General features: G+C 43.0%; 16 protein-coding genes. 12 read left to right on the top strand and 4 right to left on the bottom strand.

The features are described 5' to 3' along the window. Positions 1–167: 167 nt before the first annotated feature. Both AC0YNX_RS08790 and AC0YNX_RS08785 read left to right on the top strand, forming a co-directional pair. Positions 168–356 carry a hypothetical protein gene (locus AC0YNX_RS08790; protein WP_475815311.1) on the top strand — a complete coding sequence of 63 codons (189 nt, stop codon included), beginning with the start codon at positions 168–170 and terminating at the stop codon, positions 354–356. A gap of 588 nt (positions 357–944) precedes the next feature. Beyond that, positions 945–1115: a glycine zipper domain-containing protein gene (locus AC0YNX_RS08785; RefSeq protein WP_475815310.1), complete on the top strand. Its 171-nt coding sequence runs from the start codon at positions 945–947 to the stop codon at positions 1113–1115. 556 nt (positions 1116–1671) lie between these two features. Here the strand turns inward: AC0YNX_RS08785 and AC0YNX_RS08780 are convergent. Next, on the bottom strand, positions 1672–1950 hold the full coding sequence (locus AC0YNX_RS08780) for a YmaF family protein (protein WP_475816209.1): 279 nt from the start codon (positions 1948–1950) through the stop codon (positions 1672–1674). A gap of 528 nt (positions 1951–2478) precedes the next feature. On the opposite strand from AC0YNX_RS08780, the gene AC0YNX_RS08775 reads away from it, so the two are divergent. From AC0YNX_RS08775 to AC0YNX_RS08745, 7 genes are all read left to right on the top strand, one after another. Then, on the top strand, positions 2479–4596 hold the full coding sequence (locus tag AC0YNX_RS08775) for a helix-turn-helix transcriptional regulator (protein ID WP_475815309.1): 2118 nt from the start codon (positions 2479–2481) through the stop codon (positions 4594–4596). 65 nt (positions 4597–4661) lie between these two features. Continuing rightward, positions 4662–5315, top strand: a complete 654-nt coding sequence (locus AC0YNX_RS08770; protein ID WP_475815308.1) for a DUF4386 domain-containing protein — start codon at positions 4662–4664, stop codon at positions 5313–5315. A 651-nt stretch (positions 5316–5966) separates the two neighbouring features. After that, a complete protein-coding gene (locus tag AC0YNX_RS08765; RefSeq protein ID WP_475815307.1) occupies positions 5967–6653 on the top strand; it encodes a Crp/Fnr family transcriptional regulator in 687 nt (228 codons plus the stop codon). A gap of 263 nt (positions 6654–6916) precedes the next feature. After that, positions 6917–8311: a mercuric reductase gene (locus AC0YNX_RS08760; RefSeq protein ID WP_475815306.1), complete on the top strand. Its 1395-nt coding sequence runs from the start codon at positions 6917–6919 to the stop codon at positions 8309–8311. 271 nt (positions 8312–8582) lie between these two features. Continuing rightward, on the top strand, positions 8583–10034 hold the full coding sequence (locus AC0YNX_RS08755; protein ID WP_475815305.1) for a spore germination protein: 1452 nt from the start codon (positions 8583–8585) through the stop codon (positions 10032–10034). A 6-nt stretch (positions 10035–10040) separates the two neighbouring features. Beyond that, positions 10041–11186, top strand: coding sequence for a Ger(x)C family spore germination protein (locus AC0YNX_RS08750; protein WP_475815304.1), 1146 nt, complete (start codon positions 10041–10043; stop codon positions 11184–11186). A 2-nt stretch (positions 11187–11188) separates the two neighbouring features. Then, complete coding sequence (locus tag AC0YNX_RS08745) at positions 11189–12289, top strand: GerAB/ArcD/ProY family transporter (protein ID WP_475815303.1); 1101 nt, start codon at positions 11189–11191, stop codon at positions 12287–12289. A 314-nt stretch (positions 12290–12603) separates the two neighbouring features. Here AC0YNX_RS08745 and AC0YNX_RS08740 read toward each other — a convergent pair whose 3' ends face one another. The 3 genes from AC0YNX_RS08740 to AC0YNX_RS08730 all read right to left on the bottom strand — a co-directional run bounded on the left by AC0YNX_RS08740 (position 12604) and on the right by AC0YNX_RS08730 (position 14127). Then, a complete protein-coding gene (locus tag AC0YNX_RS08740; protein WP_475815302.1) occupies positions 12604–13014 on the bottom strand; it encodes a hypothetical protein in 411 nt (136 codons plus the stop codon). Between the two features lie 187 nt (positions 13015–13201). Beyond that, entirely contained in the window at positions 13202–13831 is a 630-nt protein-coding gene (locus tag AC0YNX_RS08735; RefSeq protein WP_475815301.1) for a hypothetical protein, read from the bottom strand. A gap of 116 nt (positions 13832–13947) precedes the next feature. After that, complete coding sequence (locus tag AC0YNX_RS08730) at positions 13948–14127, bottom strand: hypothetical protein (protein ID WP_475815300.1); 180 nt, start codon at positions 14125–14127, stop codon at positions 13948–13950. 194 nt (positions 14128–14321) lie between these two features. Here AC0YNX_RS08730 and AC0YNX_RS08725 point away from each other — a divergent pair, with 194 nt between their 5' ends. The 3 genes from AC0YNX_RS08725 (at position 14322) to AC0YNX_RS08715 (ending at position 19002) form a co-directional block, all read left to right on the top strand. After that, the gene (locus tag AC0YNX_RS08725) at positions 14322–15416 is read left to right on the top strand and encodes a YheC/YheD family endospore coat-associated protein (protein ID WP_475815299.1); all 1095 of its coding nucleotides are present in this window, start codon (positions 14322–14324) and stop codon (positions 15414–15416) included. A gap of 351 nt (positions 15417–15767) precedes the next feature. Beyond that, positions 15768–17462, top strand: a complete 1695-nt coding sequence (locus AC0YNX_RS08720) for a right-handed parallel beta-helix repeat-containing protein (protein WP_475815298.1) — start codon at positions 15768–15770, stop codon at positions 17460–17462. A gap of 745 nt (positions 17463–18207) precedes the next feature. Next, positions 18208–19002 carry a hypothetical protein gene (locus tag AC0YNX_RS08715; RefSeq protein WP_475815297.1) on the top strand — a complete coding sequence of 265 codons (795 nt, stop codon included), beginning with the start codon at positions 18208–18210 and terminating at the stop codon, positions 19000–19002. Positions 19003–19042 lie beyond the last annotated feature (40 nt).

Here is a 19042-nt window from a genome sequence, read left to right as displayed (position 1 = left end):
TACCGGCAGCCTATTCAACTAACGGGCAGAATAATGTAGCGAAACATTAAGTAGTTGGCAACGTATTGAGTTATACCTACATCTTTTGTAAAGTCGTTGTATGAGGCGAAACTGTCACAGCAGTAAAGCTTTGGAATGAAATTAAGAAGCGGAGTGATTATTTGAAAATGAAAGATGACGGGAAAGGTTCTTTCATAGGCCTTGGAATTGCTCTAGGTGCCGCTTTTGGTTCCGCTTTTGGTGTCGCATTTGGAGCAGTATTCGGTAATGTAGGTCTTGGAATTGTATATGGAACTTCATTTGGAATTGTAGTCGGATTAGCAGTTGGTATTTTTAGAGATAACAAAAACAAGTGAAAACGCTCGATTACGTTAACGGAGAACGATAGCACAATAGAACGACGGCAGCTGGATTGTTTACCGGCTGCCGTTTGAGCATTAAGCTAACGGGTACAATAGCTCATCAGTCTGAGAGGAGAGGTTGAGGTGAATACAGACAATCAAGAACTCTTATCTTATTTACATAAGAGATTATCACAACTAAAGAAGAAAAAACTGATTCATTTTTTTAAAACTAGTGAATCACTGTACATGAAACAAGGTAAAATTGAAGAACTCGAGGATATTATTAAACGGATAGAAACGGGTAATTTCGAATATCAAGATAATGATTGAAAATTTAAGAACAGGCTGCCGATTTTCGGTAGCCTGTTGAGCAAACGGGCAGGATAGCACAATAAAAATCTTTGATGAAGCTGCCAGCTCGATCGGCGGCTTCATTACGTTAACGGGCAGTTTACATGTTTGAGCACTTAAAAAGAAAGTACACAATTATAGACAGTACGGGGTACAAGCAAACGGTTACTTTGACAAAACTGAATAATATGAAACCGCCCGTTTAGATGGACGTATTTAATATCGACAGCAATTTGAGGTGGTGGAATTATGGTTAGGAAGAACAAGATGAAACCCGCAACGGCGCTTGCAGTAGGAATCGCCCTTGGTGTAGCAATTGGAGTGGCAATGGATAATATCTCTGTTGGTATCGGAATTGGAATTGCGTTTAGCGTAGTATTCGGCGGTTTTAGAATAAAAAAGAATCCACCGGATGCCTGAAAATGATCAGTAAATAAAGTTGCCGACATGTGCCGGCAGCTTTTTTTAATCTTTTTAACTGGAAACTGACGAGGTTTCCACGAATTTTGGTAAACGAGGCTGCCGGCAAATGAAACCGGCAGCCTTCTTTGCGCAAACGGGCAGGATACTTTGATGCTGCCACTTGTCGGATGACAAGAACATTATCTCATTAAAGGTCGCGAAAATCGCGGCTTTTTTTATTTATGGGATCAAGTTCTTGTCAAAACCAGATGACAAGAACTTGATCCCATTGCCGAAATTGACAAGAACTTGATCTCATTGCCGACGAAACGCCGGTATTCGCATATTGAAGCAGTCCACCAGAGGTAACTGACTACACTTCGTTCTGCTAACGGGCAGTTATCTTCAATAGTGAGATGTTAATTATAGAAGAAGGGATCTATTGTTTTTCCTTCCAATTGCCCAAAGGAGAGCTTATTAAACAGTAACGAGTGGTTAACGGAAATTAGAAAATAACCTGGACAGTCGGGCCAGGTTATTTATCTATACTTGGCAGGGGATATATCGCATTATGCTACATCGTACTAACTTCATTGCCTGTCTGTCCGCTATGCCTATGTGAATGCGGGTTGATGCCATTAATCGTTGTAAATCCTTCAAACATATGATAATGCCCGCCACCTGGTATGGCGATCGCAGGACCTGTTGTACCTTGAATCAAATGGGTATGTCCCTGACTGACAAATGTCATCATATTATAGCTGTGTGCATGTGGCACACCGGTTGGAGCGGGAGCAGTCCAACTCGCATATTGATGGGAATGCCCATCATTTATCGATGTCACCCCAGACATAGCGTGAATATGATTTTGTCTAGGATTGCCGTTCCATGATGTTATATAGAGCCTATGAGCGTGAAGAGGGTCATCATCACCTGATTGCATGATAAATCCGGATATCGGGATTCTCATAGCATACTCCTTCCTTACATGAAATCGTAACGGGATAATGTATGGCGGAGAATTGATTCGGTGAAACGGTGACCGCCTATGGGCTGGCTTTTCTTAAAGCAACCGAAATAGGCTTGGGTAGAGATATCGACATAATAGAAATAGATTACCTCGGGTGGCTGGTACCATGTTTGCCTTAGCCCTCTTTTTCACCGTTGGTATTGTAGGCGTATACAGGGGTTCTCACCTTGTGAACCCTATTTATATCGTTTTTCGTGATATGCAGTTCTTCAATTTCTTCCTTACGATACTTATCTGTGTTCATTAAAAGGGTCTTGGAGTAAGATCACGAATATGATAGGTGTCCAAAAATATGCTTGATTTGGTTTTAAGCTAAGAGGCAGGGTGGTTAAATATATGTCTACTCCAATAATGGCCACCAAATTTTATATCCCTAAACCTCGGCCGAACGCGGTTCTCCGCTCACGATTGACTGAAAGGCTCAGTAGGGGTTTTTACCGCAAGTTTACCTTAATCTCCGCACCAGCGGGGTATGGCAAAACTACTTTAGTTTGTGAATGGCTCGCTAATTGCGGACGGCCTGTAGCATGGCTGTCGCTAGAAGAAGGGGACAACGAACTTACCCGCTTTTTAACATGCATGATCTCCGCTCTAAAGACAATTGAGGAGAATATAGGAATAGGCGTACTTGCTATGCTTCAACTACCTCAACTGCCGCCGACTGAGTCGATCTTGACTGCTCTTCTTAATGAGATCGCGGCCATTCCGACTCCTTTCATGCTTGTTCTTGACGATTATCACACGGCGAATTCAAAACCGGTCTCCGATGCCATGTGCTTCTTGCTTGATCATCTTCCTTTTCAGATGCACCTTGTCATGTCGACCCGCGAGGACCCGAGCATTCCGTTGGCTCGATTGCGAGCCGTGGACCAATTGACCGAGTTGCGATCAGCCGACATGAGATTTACTCTCTCCGAAACTGAAGATTTTTTGAATCGTATCATGGACCTTAACTTGCCCATGGATAAAATAGCCTCGTTGGAGTCACGCACTGAAGGCTGGGTTGCAGGTCTGCAATTGGCAGCGATCTCCATCCAGGGAGACTATGACGCCGATCGGTTTATTAAGTCTTTCAGCGGCAGACATCATTTCGTGTTAGATTATCTTGTTGAAGAAGTCCTGCGACGGCAGCCTAAGGCCGTTCAAAGCTTTTTGCTGCGGACATCGATTCTCGACCGTATGAGCGGTCCTCTTTGCGATGATATTATGCTCGATCCCACGGTTTCCGGTATCCAAACTTTAATGGATCTTGAACACAAGAACTTATTCGTCGTGCCTTTGGACAATGAACGACGGTGGTATCGCTATCACCATTTGTTTGCAGATTTACTCCGCAAAAGGCTGCAGGAGAGTTTCAAAGGAGACAATATCGCGGAATTGCATAAACGAGCAAGTAACTGGTATGAAACCAATGGTTTCGAACTCGAAGCCTTTAGCCATGCTGTGGAATCCCATGACATCAATTGCGCCGCACGTCTGCTCGAAGGCAAAGGAATGCCGCTGCATCTTCGCGGGGCTGTTAGCATTTCTCTTAACTGGCTTGAGTCATTACCTGCGGCTGAATTGGATGTCAGACCCGCGTTGTGGGTGATATATGGTTCAGCTCTTCTGATTACGGGCAAGCTGACTGGCGTCGAACACAAGCTGCGAGCGGCAGAGGTGGCACTGGAAGGTGTGGAACAAGACGTTCGTGTCAGGGACCTGATTGGACTGATTGCAGCGACTCGGGCTACATTGGCATCATTGGTGTTGAATGGTAATCCAAACCGTGATGAAAGAAGATTACAGGTAGCCGAAGCGGCAATGCAAAACACGGAACACGACGACAAGACCGATGAACTTGTCGGACTGATTGCACCTACAAGCGATGTAGGGATAAGCGGGAATCAAGGAATTGAGACTGTAATAATCCAATCACGCCGTGCATTGGCGTACGTGCGACCGGATAATATTCCCGTTCGAACGGCAGCCGCTTGGATGCTGGGCGTCGCTTGCCAGCGAATCGGAGATCATTCCACCGCTCGTGAAGCCTACTGCGAAGTCATTTCGAATAGCCTAAAGATGGGTCATCAACTGATGGCTGTAATGGCCATGATTGGAATGGGTCAAATAGAGGAAGCTGAAAATCGGAGCAGTCTAGCGGAGGAATGTTATCAAGAGGCTCTGCGTCTAGGCGGTGATCTACCGATTCCAGCTCTCCGTGAAGCACAACTTTGTTTGGAACGTGTGAGCAACCGTGAAAAGAGCAACCTGATCGAACCGCTCAGCCAGCGAGAAATCGAAGTGCTCGAGCTTATAGCTAAGGGGCTCTCGAACAGAGAAATCGGAGAGAAACTCTTTTTGGCCTTGGACACGGTCAAAGGGCATAATCGCAGGATTTTTGAAAAGCTTCAGGTGCAAAGACGTACGGAAGCGATCGCTCGTGCCAGTGAATTGAATTTATTCCCCAAATTCCGTAAACCACACTAAAGTGTCTACTAGCCCTAATCCTCTTCGAGCTATACTTCTTATAAATTAGCCAAGAGGTGATAAACATGAATAAGATTGCAAGAGTGGCAGGGGCATTGTTTCTGGTTTCGACAGGTGCTTACTTGATAGGAAATGAACTTCTAGATCCGGTTCTAAATCGACCGGATTTTCTCGCCAAACTTTATCCAGACCGAGCAAACGTGGTTTCAGGATCGTTTTTGGAGTTGATAAACGCATTAGCAGTAGTGGGGATTGCTATGCTTTTGTACCCCATCTTAAAAAAGCAGAACGAAGCATTTGCGCTGGGATACTTCGGATCTCGTATCATGGAGTCTACACTACTTATCATTAGTGCAATCGGTCCGTTTGTACTTATCGAGCTGAGCAAAAATTACATCTCCATAGGTACTCCCAAGAGTTCGTACTTTGAGACGATAGGGAAATCATTGATAGAAGCACATTCTATGCTCTTCCATATGGCCATGATTGTTCTAAGTTTAGGCAGCTTATTGCTGTGTGAAATTCTCTATCGATCAAAACTGGTTCCACGATTTTTGTCAGTCATCGGTTTCATCGGGTATGCGGCATTATTGGCGAGCAGCTGTCAGGTGATCCTCGGACAAGAAATCTGGCCCGTTTTATATGCTCCAGGAGCAATATTCGAAATCGTATTTCCCATTTGGATAATTGTTAAGGGTTTCAATCGCACAGAGATCTAAATAATGTAGGTACTCGATAGTCGAAGCAGGAAGAGAAGTCACATCGAATTTCCACACAGAAGAGCAAGCCATTTTGATGAACTATCAGATAAAGAACTCCAACAAATTGGGGATCATATCTTTCTAATTATTGGAGATGAGTACAACTTTGAAGTGTTAACTATTAACGGGTGACAAGTAACTATTTCATTAAGGCTGCGTAAATCGCGGCTTTTTTTATTATGGGATCAAGTTCTTGTTAAACCAAATTGTAAGAAGGAAACGTCTTATATGGAAAAATATTCTAAGTGGTTAAACGCAGGTAACTTGTGTCAGTTTTGTTCTTAAGCAAAGTGTAGTCGCTTCACTCCAAAGGCAAGGTAGACAACTGGCAGATACCAATAGTCACAGTTATTGAAACTCTACGTACTTGTCTGTATACTTTTGAAAAATGAGTGCGGCTTATAGATAAAACATACTCGAGAGAGTTCGTAGCATCCCTAATTTTGGAACTAGGCGTTGTTCAGAGAAATTCAATAACTTATGCGCTTTATCTTTTGGTAGAAGGAACAATTACAATAACTTAGTCGAAAACTGATGAAGACATTACTATTTATGTCCAGAACAGCAAAGATGCTGGGCGAACCGTATGGTTTATGGAGGGGTGATTTGATGGATAAGCTATGGTTTTTATCACAAATCAGCATTTTTGAAGAGATCTCAAAAGAGGAAATGAAAGAGATTGATGAATTAAACATCATTGATCGTGCTAACAGCTTCTCGAAAAACATGTTAGTTCACACTCCTGACAAAGTGAGTGATGGTCTTTTTTTCGTTAAGGAAGGTAAATTAAGACTCTATAAGCTAAGCACTAGCGGGAAGCAATTCACGGTTGGCATTCTCTCGGAAGGGAATGTGTACGGGCATTTGAAAACGTTTTCATTCGGGACAAAGAATATGTTTATCGAAACAATGGAACCATCTCTTATTTGTTCCATGTCTGATGCTCAGTTCGAACGGCTGATGATAAATCGGCCGCAACTAGCACTCAAATTTTTGCAATCACTCAGCGATCGCTTGAAGGAGAGAGATGATCAATTGGAGCAGCTTGTTTTCAGTGATATAAGAGGGAGGATTCTTCATTTACTGTCAACACTGAGTGCCAAATTCGGCCAGATTCAGGATGGTTACATAGTGATCGATTTGCCGCTTTCGCATCAGGAGATTGCCAACATGTTAAGTGTCAGCCGTGAAAGGGTCAGTGCCGTGATGAGCGAGCTTGCCAAAGAAGGCGTCATTAAATCTGCCCGTTTGTCAGTACAGCTGGCAGTCAATTTGCACCCTTTCGAATCTAGATGATGTACATTCACACGTGTAAGAAGTTGTTCACAGGGAAAGATTCTGTACGAAAGTCAGTGCTCTATTTCACATATTTTTATTGTTCTTCGGCTTATTATTGAATTATTGCTCTTCTTACTCAATGTTTAAAAAAAGGTATCGGAAAGAAAAAGTTCAAGACGATGCCCCTCTTGGAAGGCAATAGAATTTGTATTAATGCTTTTTCATCCAGACAATACGTCAAAATTGTTTGAAAATCCGAGATTCAGTTGAGGAGGGTTCTAATGTCAAAACCAGAACAATTTGAAACACTAATCATTGGCAGCGGCCAAGGCGGCAAGTTGCTTGCCTGGCACTTGGCACGATCAGGACGAAGGGTTGCCGTTGTAGAGCGCCAGTGGGTCGGGGGGTCATGCCCAGCTGTCGCCTGCTTGCCCAGTAAAAACGAGATTTATAGCGCGAAAGTCGCGCATCTGGTCCAACATGCCACTCAGTTCGGCACGGTGACAGGTCCCGTTAATACAGACATGGCGCAGGTTCGCCAGCGAAAACGCGACATGATTGACCGAGAGAATGCATTTCATTTGAACGCCTACAAGACGAGCGGCGCCGAGTTAATCATGGGAAGCGCACAATTTGTGGCGCCTAAAACAGTTAAAGTACTCCTTAATAATGGTGGGACCCGTGTGCTGTCAGGCGATCAGGTAATTATCAACGTTGGATCGAGAGCTGCAATTCCGAACGTTCCTGGACTCAAATTTACTCAGCCGCTCACTCATATTGAAGCTCTAGAACTAGACTACTTGCCTTCACATTTGATAGTTCTCGGAGGAGGTTATGTTGGAATCGAAATGGCCCAGGCTTATCGTCGCTTCGGCAGCCGCGTTACAATTGTCGAACGTGGACCTCAGCTTATGAGTCGGGAAGATTCTGATGTGGCAGAGGAAATGCGGCGAATACTAAGCGATGAAGGTATTCAGATTCTGCTGGGAGCCGAATTGGTTTATGTCCATGGCCGATCTGGAGAGAATGTCGGCGTCACCGTGCGTACAGCTTCAGGTGAGCAAAAAATCGAAGGTAGTGACCTTCTTGTCGCGGCTGGTCGTATTCCGAACACCGCCGATATCGGGCTTGAACTGGCCGGCGTTGAACTTAATGATCGTGGCAATATCAGTGTAAATGAGCGACTGGAAACAAGTACGCCAGATGTGTGGGCTATTGGAGAATGTGCTGGGAGCCCGCAATTTACTCACGTCTCCGTGGACGACTTTAGAATAATTAGGGACAATCTTGCGGGAGGAAATCGCAGCACCAAGGATAGGCTGATTCCATACTGCATGTTCACTGATCCGCCGCTCGCTAGGGTTGGATTGAGTGAAGGTGAAGCTAAGAGCCTAGGCATAACTGTGCACGTCGCGAAATTGCCGATGAGCAACGTATTACGGACTCAAGCGACGGATGAAACACTAGGCTTTATGAAAGTTCTGGTCAGCGAAAACGATGACCGCATTCTTGGTTTTACGATGATTGGATCTGAGGCAGGAGAAATCGTTGCTACGGTCCAAACAGCGATGTTGTCCGAACTTCCTTACTCGAGGTTGCGCGATGCCGTTATCACCCATCTGACTATTGCCGAGGGACTCGGCCCACTCTTGTCAAGTTTGCCATCTCGGTTATAATCGCATTTCTCATTAAAAAGTCGCATACATGGCGGCTTTTTTTTTAATGAAATCATCATGCAAATAAGAAGGGAATAAGTAACAACCAGCAATGTGCTCTAAGTCGTTAATAAGGTTCGATGAGCTAAATCTGTATTTAATCATCAAAGCATGTCGGCCTGTAGCACTTGAGCAAGTCCGACGAATCTGGTCCTCTCCGTTCTTATAGAAATTGTATATCTGCCTCTGCAGATGGATATACAGTTTTTATAAACTCTCAGGAGGAGTGACAATGCCGCAAATGATGTCTGGTAGGGATCTGACTGGTGAAATCGTAAAGCGTTTGGGTCACTCTCCAGACTTTAATTGTCATACTCTCCAACTGTATAACCGTTACGATATTTTTTGCATGTACCTCGGGTCAATCGTAGCCGATAATCAAGTCGAGGAGTGGATTATTAGTCCTATTGTTAGAAGCAATCACCAAGAGAATGGTTCCAAACAATCTCCAATTAACAGCTTAATAAACAATGTTCTATCAATTCGCAGACAAGAGCTAACGAGTTTGGATGATTGTGTGGAAAGTATCCTTGAGGGGAAATGTCTGCTGGTCCCTTTGGAGGGGGAGGCAGCTTTAAGTTATGACGTCTCGAAAGGGCAGTATCGCACTATTTCCGAACCGCAGACGGAAGCAGTCATTCGAGGCCCGCGTGAAGGCTTTATTGAGGACATTGGGAGCAATGTAGCATTAATTCGTAAAAGACTGAAAAGTGAACACCTTATTTTTGAGGAAATGGTAATCGGAACTATTACGAAAACAAAATTGTACCTAACCTACATACAAAATATCGCATCGGAGCAGGTTGTCGAAGAGTTTCGTAAACGGCTTCTCTCCATCAAAACAGACAGCATTCTGGAAAGTGCATATATCGAGGAGTGGACTCGAGATAAAACAGTCACTCTATTTCCGCTACTTATTACCACGGAGCGTCCGGATGTGGTGACGGGAAAATTGGTAGAAGGACAGGTAGCGGTTATTACGGATGGAACCCCTTGCGTACTTATAGGTCCTGTTACATTGTTCCAATTGTTTAGTTCTCCAGAAGACTATTACCAAAAGGCCAGTGTTGCTACTCTTCTTCGCTGGCTACGGATGTTCGCCTTTATGCTTTCCATATTCGTGCCGGCGCTCTATATCGCTGTTGTGAGCTATCATCAAGAAATGCTTCCTGCGACGCTGCTAATCAATCTGGCTGCACAACGAGAAGCAGTCCCGTTTCCGGCTCTTATTGAAGCCATTATTATGATGATTATATTCGAGCTGCTTCGCGAAGCTGGTCTTCGTATGCCACGTTTAGCTGGACAAGCCATATCCATTGTCGGTGCGCTTGTCCTGGGTGAAGCGGCTATTCAGTCCGGGCTTGTGTCTGCTGCTATGGTGATTGTCGTTTCACTTACGGCCATTTCGAATTACGTCTCTCCTAGTTACACATTTGGCATTGCACAGAGAATGTTGCAGTTTATTTTTATGGTTCTATCAGGTGTCATGGGCTTGTTTGGCATTTTGTGCGGTGCTTATTTCCTAATCATTCATTTATCTTCACTGCGTTCGTTCGGGGTCAAATATTTGACCCCCGTCTCGCCACTAATCCTATCCGACTGGAAGGATACAGTTGTTCGTGCACCCCAGGAGTACATGTCACGCTTACCCAGGGTATTTCATCCCAAGAAGATAAGAAGGTGAACGTCGGTGAAGGCGCTTGTCTTTATTATTTCTTTGATCAGCTTGCTTCTTTGTTCCGGTTGCTGGGATATGAAGGATATGAATCAATTGGCGATCACCTATATTGGCGGGGCGGATATGGAGCCTGAAAATGGAGAAAGAGTTGCCTATTTTCAAATTATTAACCCTTCCGGTGTTTCAACTTTAAATGGTGGTTCTCCTACCAAGGCTACTGTTTATTCGTATCGGTTTGAGGGTGATGGCTTTGGCATCATGTCCGAAAAGTCTACAAGCGCTATACCCCGGCTGCTATTTACGGCCCACATGCAATGCTATATTATATCCGAACGGTATGCGAGAAAAGGCTTTATGGACTTAATAAATTACCTCGAGCGAAGTCCGGAGCGGAGGACAAACGTCATTGTGCTAATTACCGACTCCCCACTCTCAGTTGTTTTAAATACCCTTACACCGCTTGAACCCGTACCTGGACGCTTTTTCCGATCCTTAATGGATTTGAATGCGAAAAAAAACGGTTCGAAGTCTGTTCCCATACACATGAAAGACATAGCAGAAGGAGTTCCCCTTCAGCAAGCGATGGTCATCCCAATTATTCATTACAACAGCTCAGCGCCTGCATCCAATGTGGGCCAATTGGATGATATTAATGCAAGCGCGGGTCTTAGTTTGACAGACGGTGCTGTGCTCATGAAAGCTAAAATGGTCGGACGAATCAATAAACCAATGGAAAAAATGAATTCGGTCCTGAACAATAACGCTACGAGGACTCTGGAATCTTTGAATATAAACGGTTCACGTGTATACGTGGAAGCCAACCAGATTCATGTAAAACGTAAGTGGTTACAATCGTCCAATCGCCTTACCATTAAGATTCATGCAAAATTAGAAATTATTTCGAATGAACAATCGAATGCATGGTCCGAGAAAAATCTTCATGAAATTGAGATTGCATTTAATAACCATTTTAAAGAAAAGGCCGATGCTCTAGTCAAGCTCGCAAATGAGAAGGGGTGGGACTTGTTAGGCTTGCAGGATCTTGGAGCAGATTCAAATAAATGGAGACAAGCAGAGGTCAATGTGCATGTTAGCTCTAATGTCTTATCGTTTGGCAATACAACAAGCCCTTACAATTCGCAGGAAGGCGTGGAATAAACATGCAAAGCGTTAAACTGGACTCCTGGCAAATATTCACGATGACCTTAACATTCGTTATAGGTACGACGGTGATCGTATTGCCGCAAGGACTTATCGCTGAGGCGAAGCAGTATGCCTTCTCGGTTGAATTATGGGCATGTTTGTACGGCCTTATCCTTGCAGGAGGGTGGCTATATTTGTACAAATATCACCCCGGTTTAAATCTTGTACAAATTGCGGTGAAGGTGCTTGGTAGATGGTTAGGAGGGTTGGTGGGCATTCTCTATTTTGTCTATTTCATACAGATCGCATCGTGGGTCACACGGAATTTGAGCGATTATATGCATAACAGCATTATGCCTAGATCACCTATATCCATATTTAATGTAATGGTACTTTTCGTATGTGCTTATGCCGCGGTTAAAGGTATCGAATCGATTGCATCGGCGAGTGCTATATTAGCACCATTCTTGATACTCATGTTTTGGATTCCTTACTTTTTTATGCTGAAAGAATGGAATTGGCACCGTTTCACAACGCATCACGATATTCACATTTGGAAGACTTTCCTGCATACGAAATATGCGCTTGGATTCCCATATATGGAGACAGTATCGTTTATGATGCTGTTTCCATTTGCGCAAAAAGGAAAGATCAAAAAGCCGTACTTACTAGGTATAGGTGTGGCTGGTACCATGTTTGCCTTAGCCCTCTTTTTCACCGTTGGTATTGTAGGCGTATACCGGGGGTCTCACCTTGTGAACCCTATTTATATTGTTTTTCGTGATATGCAGTTCTTCAATTATATCGAACATTTGGAAGCGTTCATTTCGATAAACGTGATCGGGATGGTGTTTTTAAAACTTAGCATATTGATTTATTGCGCCGTTCTGACCATATGTCAATTGTTGAATATTCAAAACAGGGCAATTGTGGCTTACCCACTAATTTGGGTGATTTCCGCTTATGCGCTTTATTTTAAAAACATTACCGATAATTTTGAATGGGTCGAAAAGTATTTGTTTACTTATTACTTCCTGTTTGCCATTTTAATTCCATTCTTCCTCGTTCTAATGACTTGGATACAAAGGAGAGGGATAGCGAAGGAAACTGTCACATGATAATCCTTCTATTATTGTACGTTCTATTTATTATTGGTGGCCTCATTTTAATTAATAAGAAGCGAATCAACATAAAAGAAAAGATCATCTTTGTTTCACTTACAACGGTAGGTTGCATTTTATGGGGAGGGATAATTACGCACTCCTGGTTTGATTTGAATCAACTAATTGCGCTAATTATAGACAGTATTTTTTAAATAAATATAACTAAGCTATATTAAGGACAGATAAAAAAACACGCCATATAAAGAAAAGATCGTTCTATTCAGCGGGAAACGGCGATAGAACGATCTTTTTGTCTATGAGGTCAATTATTAATTCTTACGTCTATCAATCAGTGGCTCGTACTCGTCGTGGCAGAACTCATGGGCTCGGAGAGAGTCGTCGGTTACTTGATCCAGGATGCTCGTTCGTTCTCTAGCGGAGCGTTCATTTTTTACCAGACACGTCCCAAAAGTTCTTGTCGTTTTTGTATAGAAGTTCTTGTCGTCCGACAAAATAATTGGAAGGCTATCGGCACCATTTTGTCGTTTAAAGGCCGCGATAGGCGGGATGCTAATAGCGGCTGGTGCAACAGCCGCTGTAGCTGCCGCTCCCGTTGTAGCTATTGGAGTTGCCGTTGGAGCAACATATAAATTGGTAAAAAGTGATTGAAGAAAACGCTGGTAACTAGTGGAGTAGTGCGTTAAAGCGTAAAAAATTTTCGACAATTCATTTCTCGTCATTTGACTTCAATTCCTAAAGTGCAGAATCTTTATCATGCTCCTGAATTTCTCCATACGTTCCATTATCCATTTTCAAACCTTGGTTGATTCATGAACATACAAAACAGCTAGCCAATAAACAAGTTAAGGCTGCCGGGGAACGGCAGCTTTATTATGATTAGGGCAGATTAACTCAGTAAGTTGTCTATTAAGAAGGAGTATAAGATAGGCTGGCGCTAAATGAAAGTTGGGTGATGTCAGCTGCAGAGGGATCCGTAGACTCAAGCGTTCTTATACGAATTCCTATACGATCACCAGCAGCAACTACTAAAGATCCTACGTTTATATTCGTTGCGGCTTGGAAAGTGCCCGCTGTAATAATATTATTCGGAAATCCGAATCGTAGCGAGCTAGTTAGTGGAGTGGTCACGTAAGGTGAAGCGCTATGATTAATCCCGTTATTAGGAACTGACGGTGCGAGGAATACTGTAAAGTCATATTGAAGACCGAGTGTATTAATAGAAACTACAGAAGCAACCAGTAGATCAGCACTTATTTGCAAATTTTGAATCGTACCAGCAAAGGGAATTGGGAAAGCAAACCCACCTGCTTCGGGAGGCATTGTCGATTCTCCGGAACCGTCAATAACTTCAACCGTGTGACTACCAAAACCCATTAAAATGGGAGCAGCTGATACGACTGTAGCGCCGCTAATAATGATCCCCGTTGAAAATGGAATTAATCCCCCAGGTCCTGCTGGTCCCGGTGGTCCTACTGCTCCCGCTGGTCCTGCAGCTCCTGCTGGTCCTGCAACCCCCGCAGGTCCCACAGGTCCCACAGGTCCCACAGGTCCCGCTGGTCCAGTTGCTCCTGCTAATCCAGCTGCTCCAAGTGCGCCTGCAAGTCCTGCAAGCCCAGCTGGTCCAGCCTCGCCAATTGCTCCGGCAAGTCCTGCTAATCCAGCTGGTCCAAGCGCTCCGGCAAGCCCGGCAGGTCCAGCTTCTCCGATTGCTCCAGCAAGTCCTTGAAGTAATTGGGCTCCTTCTGCTGGAAGCCCTGCTGGTCCTCGGGGCCCTCGAGGTCCTTCCGGTCCCGGAGGACCCGGAGGACATTTACTTCTACCCATAGATTCATCTCCTATTATTGAGGTGCTTCATCATATTCAAACGAACGAAGATAACTGGCAATAAATGCCTAAAAAATCGAAAAATGGGTGGTGATTTTAGCCCGATTTTCCTTCCTACCATGTGATTGTCCCTTTCAAAATATCTACTCCCAGATTAGATTGTTATAGGTTTAAAGACTAGGGAGTGGAGATAGTGGAGAGTATGGAGAATCGGCCATTAGTAGGGATTTTAGTATCCAATAAAAATGATAGAAGGAGTGTTTTGGAGCTTTATCAGCGTTATGACCGTTTGAACCTTCACCTCTTCTCCTTTACTCCAGCAGATATTAATTGGGAGAATCAACGAATTAACGGACTCAGCTTGAATAAGGGCGTATGGAAACAAAGCTCCTTCGCTTTCCCTCACGTCGTTTATAATCGGTCATACAACAAAAAAACAATCACGATTCAACGTCTTGAGGACGCGATCGGCCCAAACAAATGCTTCAACAAGATTAACTACTTCAATAAATGGGATCTCTACAATCTATTAAAACAGTCAGAGTTAAACCCGTATATTCCAGAAACTCTTTCTTACGATCAAGCGAATGTATCGGAACTATTAGAGAAATATCATGTCGTTTATATTAAGCCTGCTTATGGATTCAAGGGAAAGTCTGTATATCGGGTTGAACAAACGAATCTTGGGGATGTCAATATTTCTTTGCATTCTTTGGCTCCGAGGTATATTTGCAGACGCAATGAAAGCTATCAGAGAAAACTAAATGAACTTCTCGGTTCAGAGAACTATATGGTTCAGCAAGGGATAACTATCCAGCGGCTTAATCGCCGATATTTAGATATTCGTGTCCTTGTTCAAAAAGATATTTCGGGAGAGTGGACGGTTTCCACACTCGCATGCAGAGTGGCTTATGAACGTTATTTCAATACAAGTATGTGTGAATTCATCTATAATGCTGAAGAAATTATTCCCTTACTATTTAGTCAGGATAAATCCAGTGAGGTTTTCCAATCTCTTCATGAGGTAAGCATTGCGGCTGCGCAAGCAGCAGAAGCTCATATAGGTTCTTTGGGAGAATTAAGCGTGGATTTCGCTATAGACGAACGAGGAAAGCTGTGGATAATTGAACTGAACGGAAAACCTCAAAAAAGTATATACAAAGATATAAAGACTTTAAAACATAAAAATCTAGTTTATAGCAGACCATTGGAATATGCTTATTATCTCTCTCGTTCTACAGGTTCCACAAACGAGTCTGCAGAACCTATGAGTGAAACATCTATTCATATACGGTAAACAAGCTGAGGGGTCTGCTACACGGCAGCTCCTTTTTGGTCTGTGTGACAGATTCGATGCGCGGTCATAAGTTATTTTGCGGTGAGCTCGCATTAACAATTAATTTATTCTCTACAGCTGAAAGTTCTGACCCTCGAGGTTGGTATCCTTTTCATTGAAGGTTATACTCAGGTATACTAAACGCGTTGTTAAATATGGAATATAAACCCAATCATATGTAATTCACAGTCATACAATAATAACTATACATTGGTGTAAATATAGTATTCGTGAAATACATGAAACTATTAATAAAACCAAATACGTATTCGTCTGCTTCAAGCTAAGTCAAATTAGAGGAGAGGATAGTAAATGCCAGAGGTTGTGTACGTGGATAGCAGTTGGGCTGGATTGCCTGCCGGTACCGTCGTCGGTCCAGGAATGATTATTGGAATCAATGCATTCGCTACCATACAAGAAGGCGTTAACGCTGTGGCAACGCAAGGGACCGTACAGGTAGCAGTCGGTGTATATAATGAGTCGCTGATTAACGTCCTAAGACCAATGCAGTTGCATGGCGCTCAATACGGCATAGATGCCCGAACACGATCTGGCAGTCCTGCTCAAGAGTCGATCGTTCAAGGGAATACTGCCAATGGCACATTCGTCCTGACTGCCGAGGCGATCGTAATCGACGGCTTTACGATTCAAAACAACGCAGTTGGACCGGGCATATCGACAACGAATACTTCTGCGGGATTCTGGCTTTTCAATAATATTATTCGAAATAATGTCATTGGAATCAATATGAATTCGACCGGAACGATTGAAAGTCTTGTCCGACAAAACTTCATCACAGATAACAATCAACCAGGATCGTCGAGCGGCACCGCCATTTATACGGATTCAGGCTTGTCTAATGCAACCATCAATAACAATAAATTTACGAGTCACCAAAATGCTGCGTTGCTTCTCTTAGGGGCGTCTTTTCCTGTTTTTAACATACTCATTTCCAACAATGAAATCACCTTTGATGGTGGGATATATATGCTAACCGCCGAAAATGTTTGTTTTCTAGAAAATACGATGAGTAATAGTGTGTTTGGGATCATTTTAGCAGGAGCTAATGATCGTATTACGCTTGTAAACAATATTTTGAGCAGTAATGGAGACTATGGCATAGAAGTCCGTTTGCAATTTGTCGAAACCCCGAACTCCAACATTCGAATCAAACACAATAGCATCATAGGCAATCTGATAGCTGGATTAATTGTGGAAGCCGGAAGTTACAATCAAACTTTGCCTAATTTAAAACTGGATGCAACGAATAACTGGTGGGGGGATCCAAGTGGTCCATCGGTTAACGGCGGTGGTCCGGGAACGGGTCAAGCCATCATCGATCCGGATAATGTAACCATATACATGCCATTCTTGACCGAGGATCCGATTGTTGCTCCATCACTGCTAATTCCCGTGCAAAGGCTAGTCAGCAATGCAACGAATGTATTCGTGGCATCGGATCGTTCTGCGGCAATTGCAGCCGCTGCTGCCGGGGTAGGCACGCTTGCCATCCAGGTTTCTCAATTCTATACATGGCCTGCCTTACAGAAATTCGCTAATGACAATAATCCTGCTTTCGGAACAGTTCCCGATCCGATACCTGTCTGGAATTCCACAACAGCACCTAGTCAAATATTCGGCTTCGCTGCGGCCACGGCTCCCTTCACGGTATTAGAAGACGGACAATTAATGATCACTTTAACTGCATTTGCTGATAACGCAATGGAAGCGCAGATCGATTTGGTCGATGCGACTACGAATACGATCGTAAGTACTTCGCCATTAGGTCAATTACTGCTGGATGGAAGCATGGATCCAACTCCCATTATTCTTGCGTCTCCTTTTAATTTCCAAAATATTCGCTGTTATTCTATCTATACAGATCTATTGCCAGCTGGCCAATATAAAATAATCGTCTCCTTCACTGTCGTTAATTACGATCAATATATGTCTTTTCCTAACGTTGCCGGATTATCCTTTATTTCAGACATTTACAAAAGCGGATAGTTATCGGAAGACAAGAACAAACAAAACAACATTTTCATCGGTAAATGAAATCCAAATTAAAGGCCGTGAAAATCGCGGCTTTTTTATTTAATAATCATCTTTCTGAGGTTGATGAGGAATGAATTGCCTCAACACTCTTACTCACTGCCTGCGGCACTCGAGATGATGTAATAACAGCAAATGGAGAGTTTCCTCCGATAATCGGGCATTATTCATTTGAAGAAGCCGTTCAGAATGAAGATGTAATCCTTTTCGGAGTTGGAAATAGTTATAACATAGACAAATGGGCTCAGTTTCTCAAACAAGTAGATGAAAAAACACCAGCTTAAGTGTGTAATACAATGGATGCAAAAATCTTCCAGGAGTTATATTATGATGGTCAATTGATTCATTACAGTTTTGACAACTCAAGAGATGGCGGGGGTATCGATATAAGTGGCAGCACGGTTTGTAGGGGGTTCTTTTTTATTTAAAGACATCAAGTTCTTGTCACGAACCGATGACAAGAACTTGATCCCCATTTCCGAAAATGACAAGAATTTAGCTGAAGCTGACTCGCGAAGTGTCAATGGACACAAATCCACCTACATAATGGATTGAATAAAAGCATGTGAAATCAAGCTTTTTTAAGTTCGAGAACTTTTGTTAGCACAAAAAGCACAAATTTATATGCTGGTGAACTGTATGGACTTCCAAGCAATTGGTTAAATTAACCTGTCAAACAAACGAAAGGAGCTATGAACAGATGAGATTTGCATCTATGCTTGCAATGTCACTGTCGCTTATTTTTATATTGGGATTTCAAACCCCACAGCAGCAGTTTACGGTGAAACAAAAGGAGCTTGTTGATTTAAACGGCGACGAAACAAAGGAAGTTGTCGAGTTACTGAATAAGAAAGATGAGCACGATTATGAGAATGAATGGAAGCTTACGGTAGATGGCAAGCAAGCAGCTGTTTTTGACAATAAGGATGGTACCTATATGGCTGCAACTATGGAGTTTAAGGACTTGCTGAATAACGGGAGACAAGAAATTTTACTTTACCTGGTTTCCGGAGGCAGTGGCGGGACGACAGGACTTAATGTTTTAAGTCTGGATACTCCTGAACCGAAATTGATATTTACCGATCCAAACAAAGGGTATAACTTCGATGCGCAAGCCTTTAGAAAACGTTTTAAAATCGAATATAATGGGGACTATCAAGTCGCGTTTACTGATAATGAGAGCGGTTTAACAGCCGTAATAACGTTATCGAAAGATCGATACAACCATTTACCTCAAGAAACAGCGAATGATTTATTGAATAAAATGAAGCCTTGGGTAGATCCAGTATCTAATTATGAAATCATCGATGTTGCGTCAGATAAGCCGAAAGAAATCGTTACTGTCCAAGCCGTAAGCGGAGTTTCCCATGTAGATACGATTGGATTATTAAAAACAACGTATCGGTATGATGATGGTTCCCATACATATAACCGCATTGAAGTTGCGCTTTACAACGATGCAAATCAACAATTAGCCGCAAAAAAGTTACAGTAATGGGTACATTACTCTCTGGCTAATACAACAAAGAACAGGC

This window comes from Paenibacillus sp. J31R98 (genome assembly GCF_056269245.1).
The sequence above is the reverse complement of the archived record's forward strand: the minus strand, read 5'-3'. Positions and strand labels throughout refer to the sequence as shown.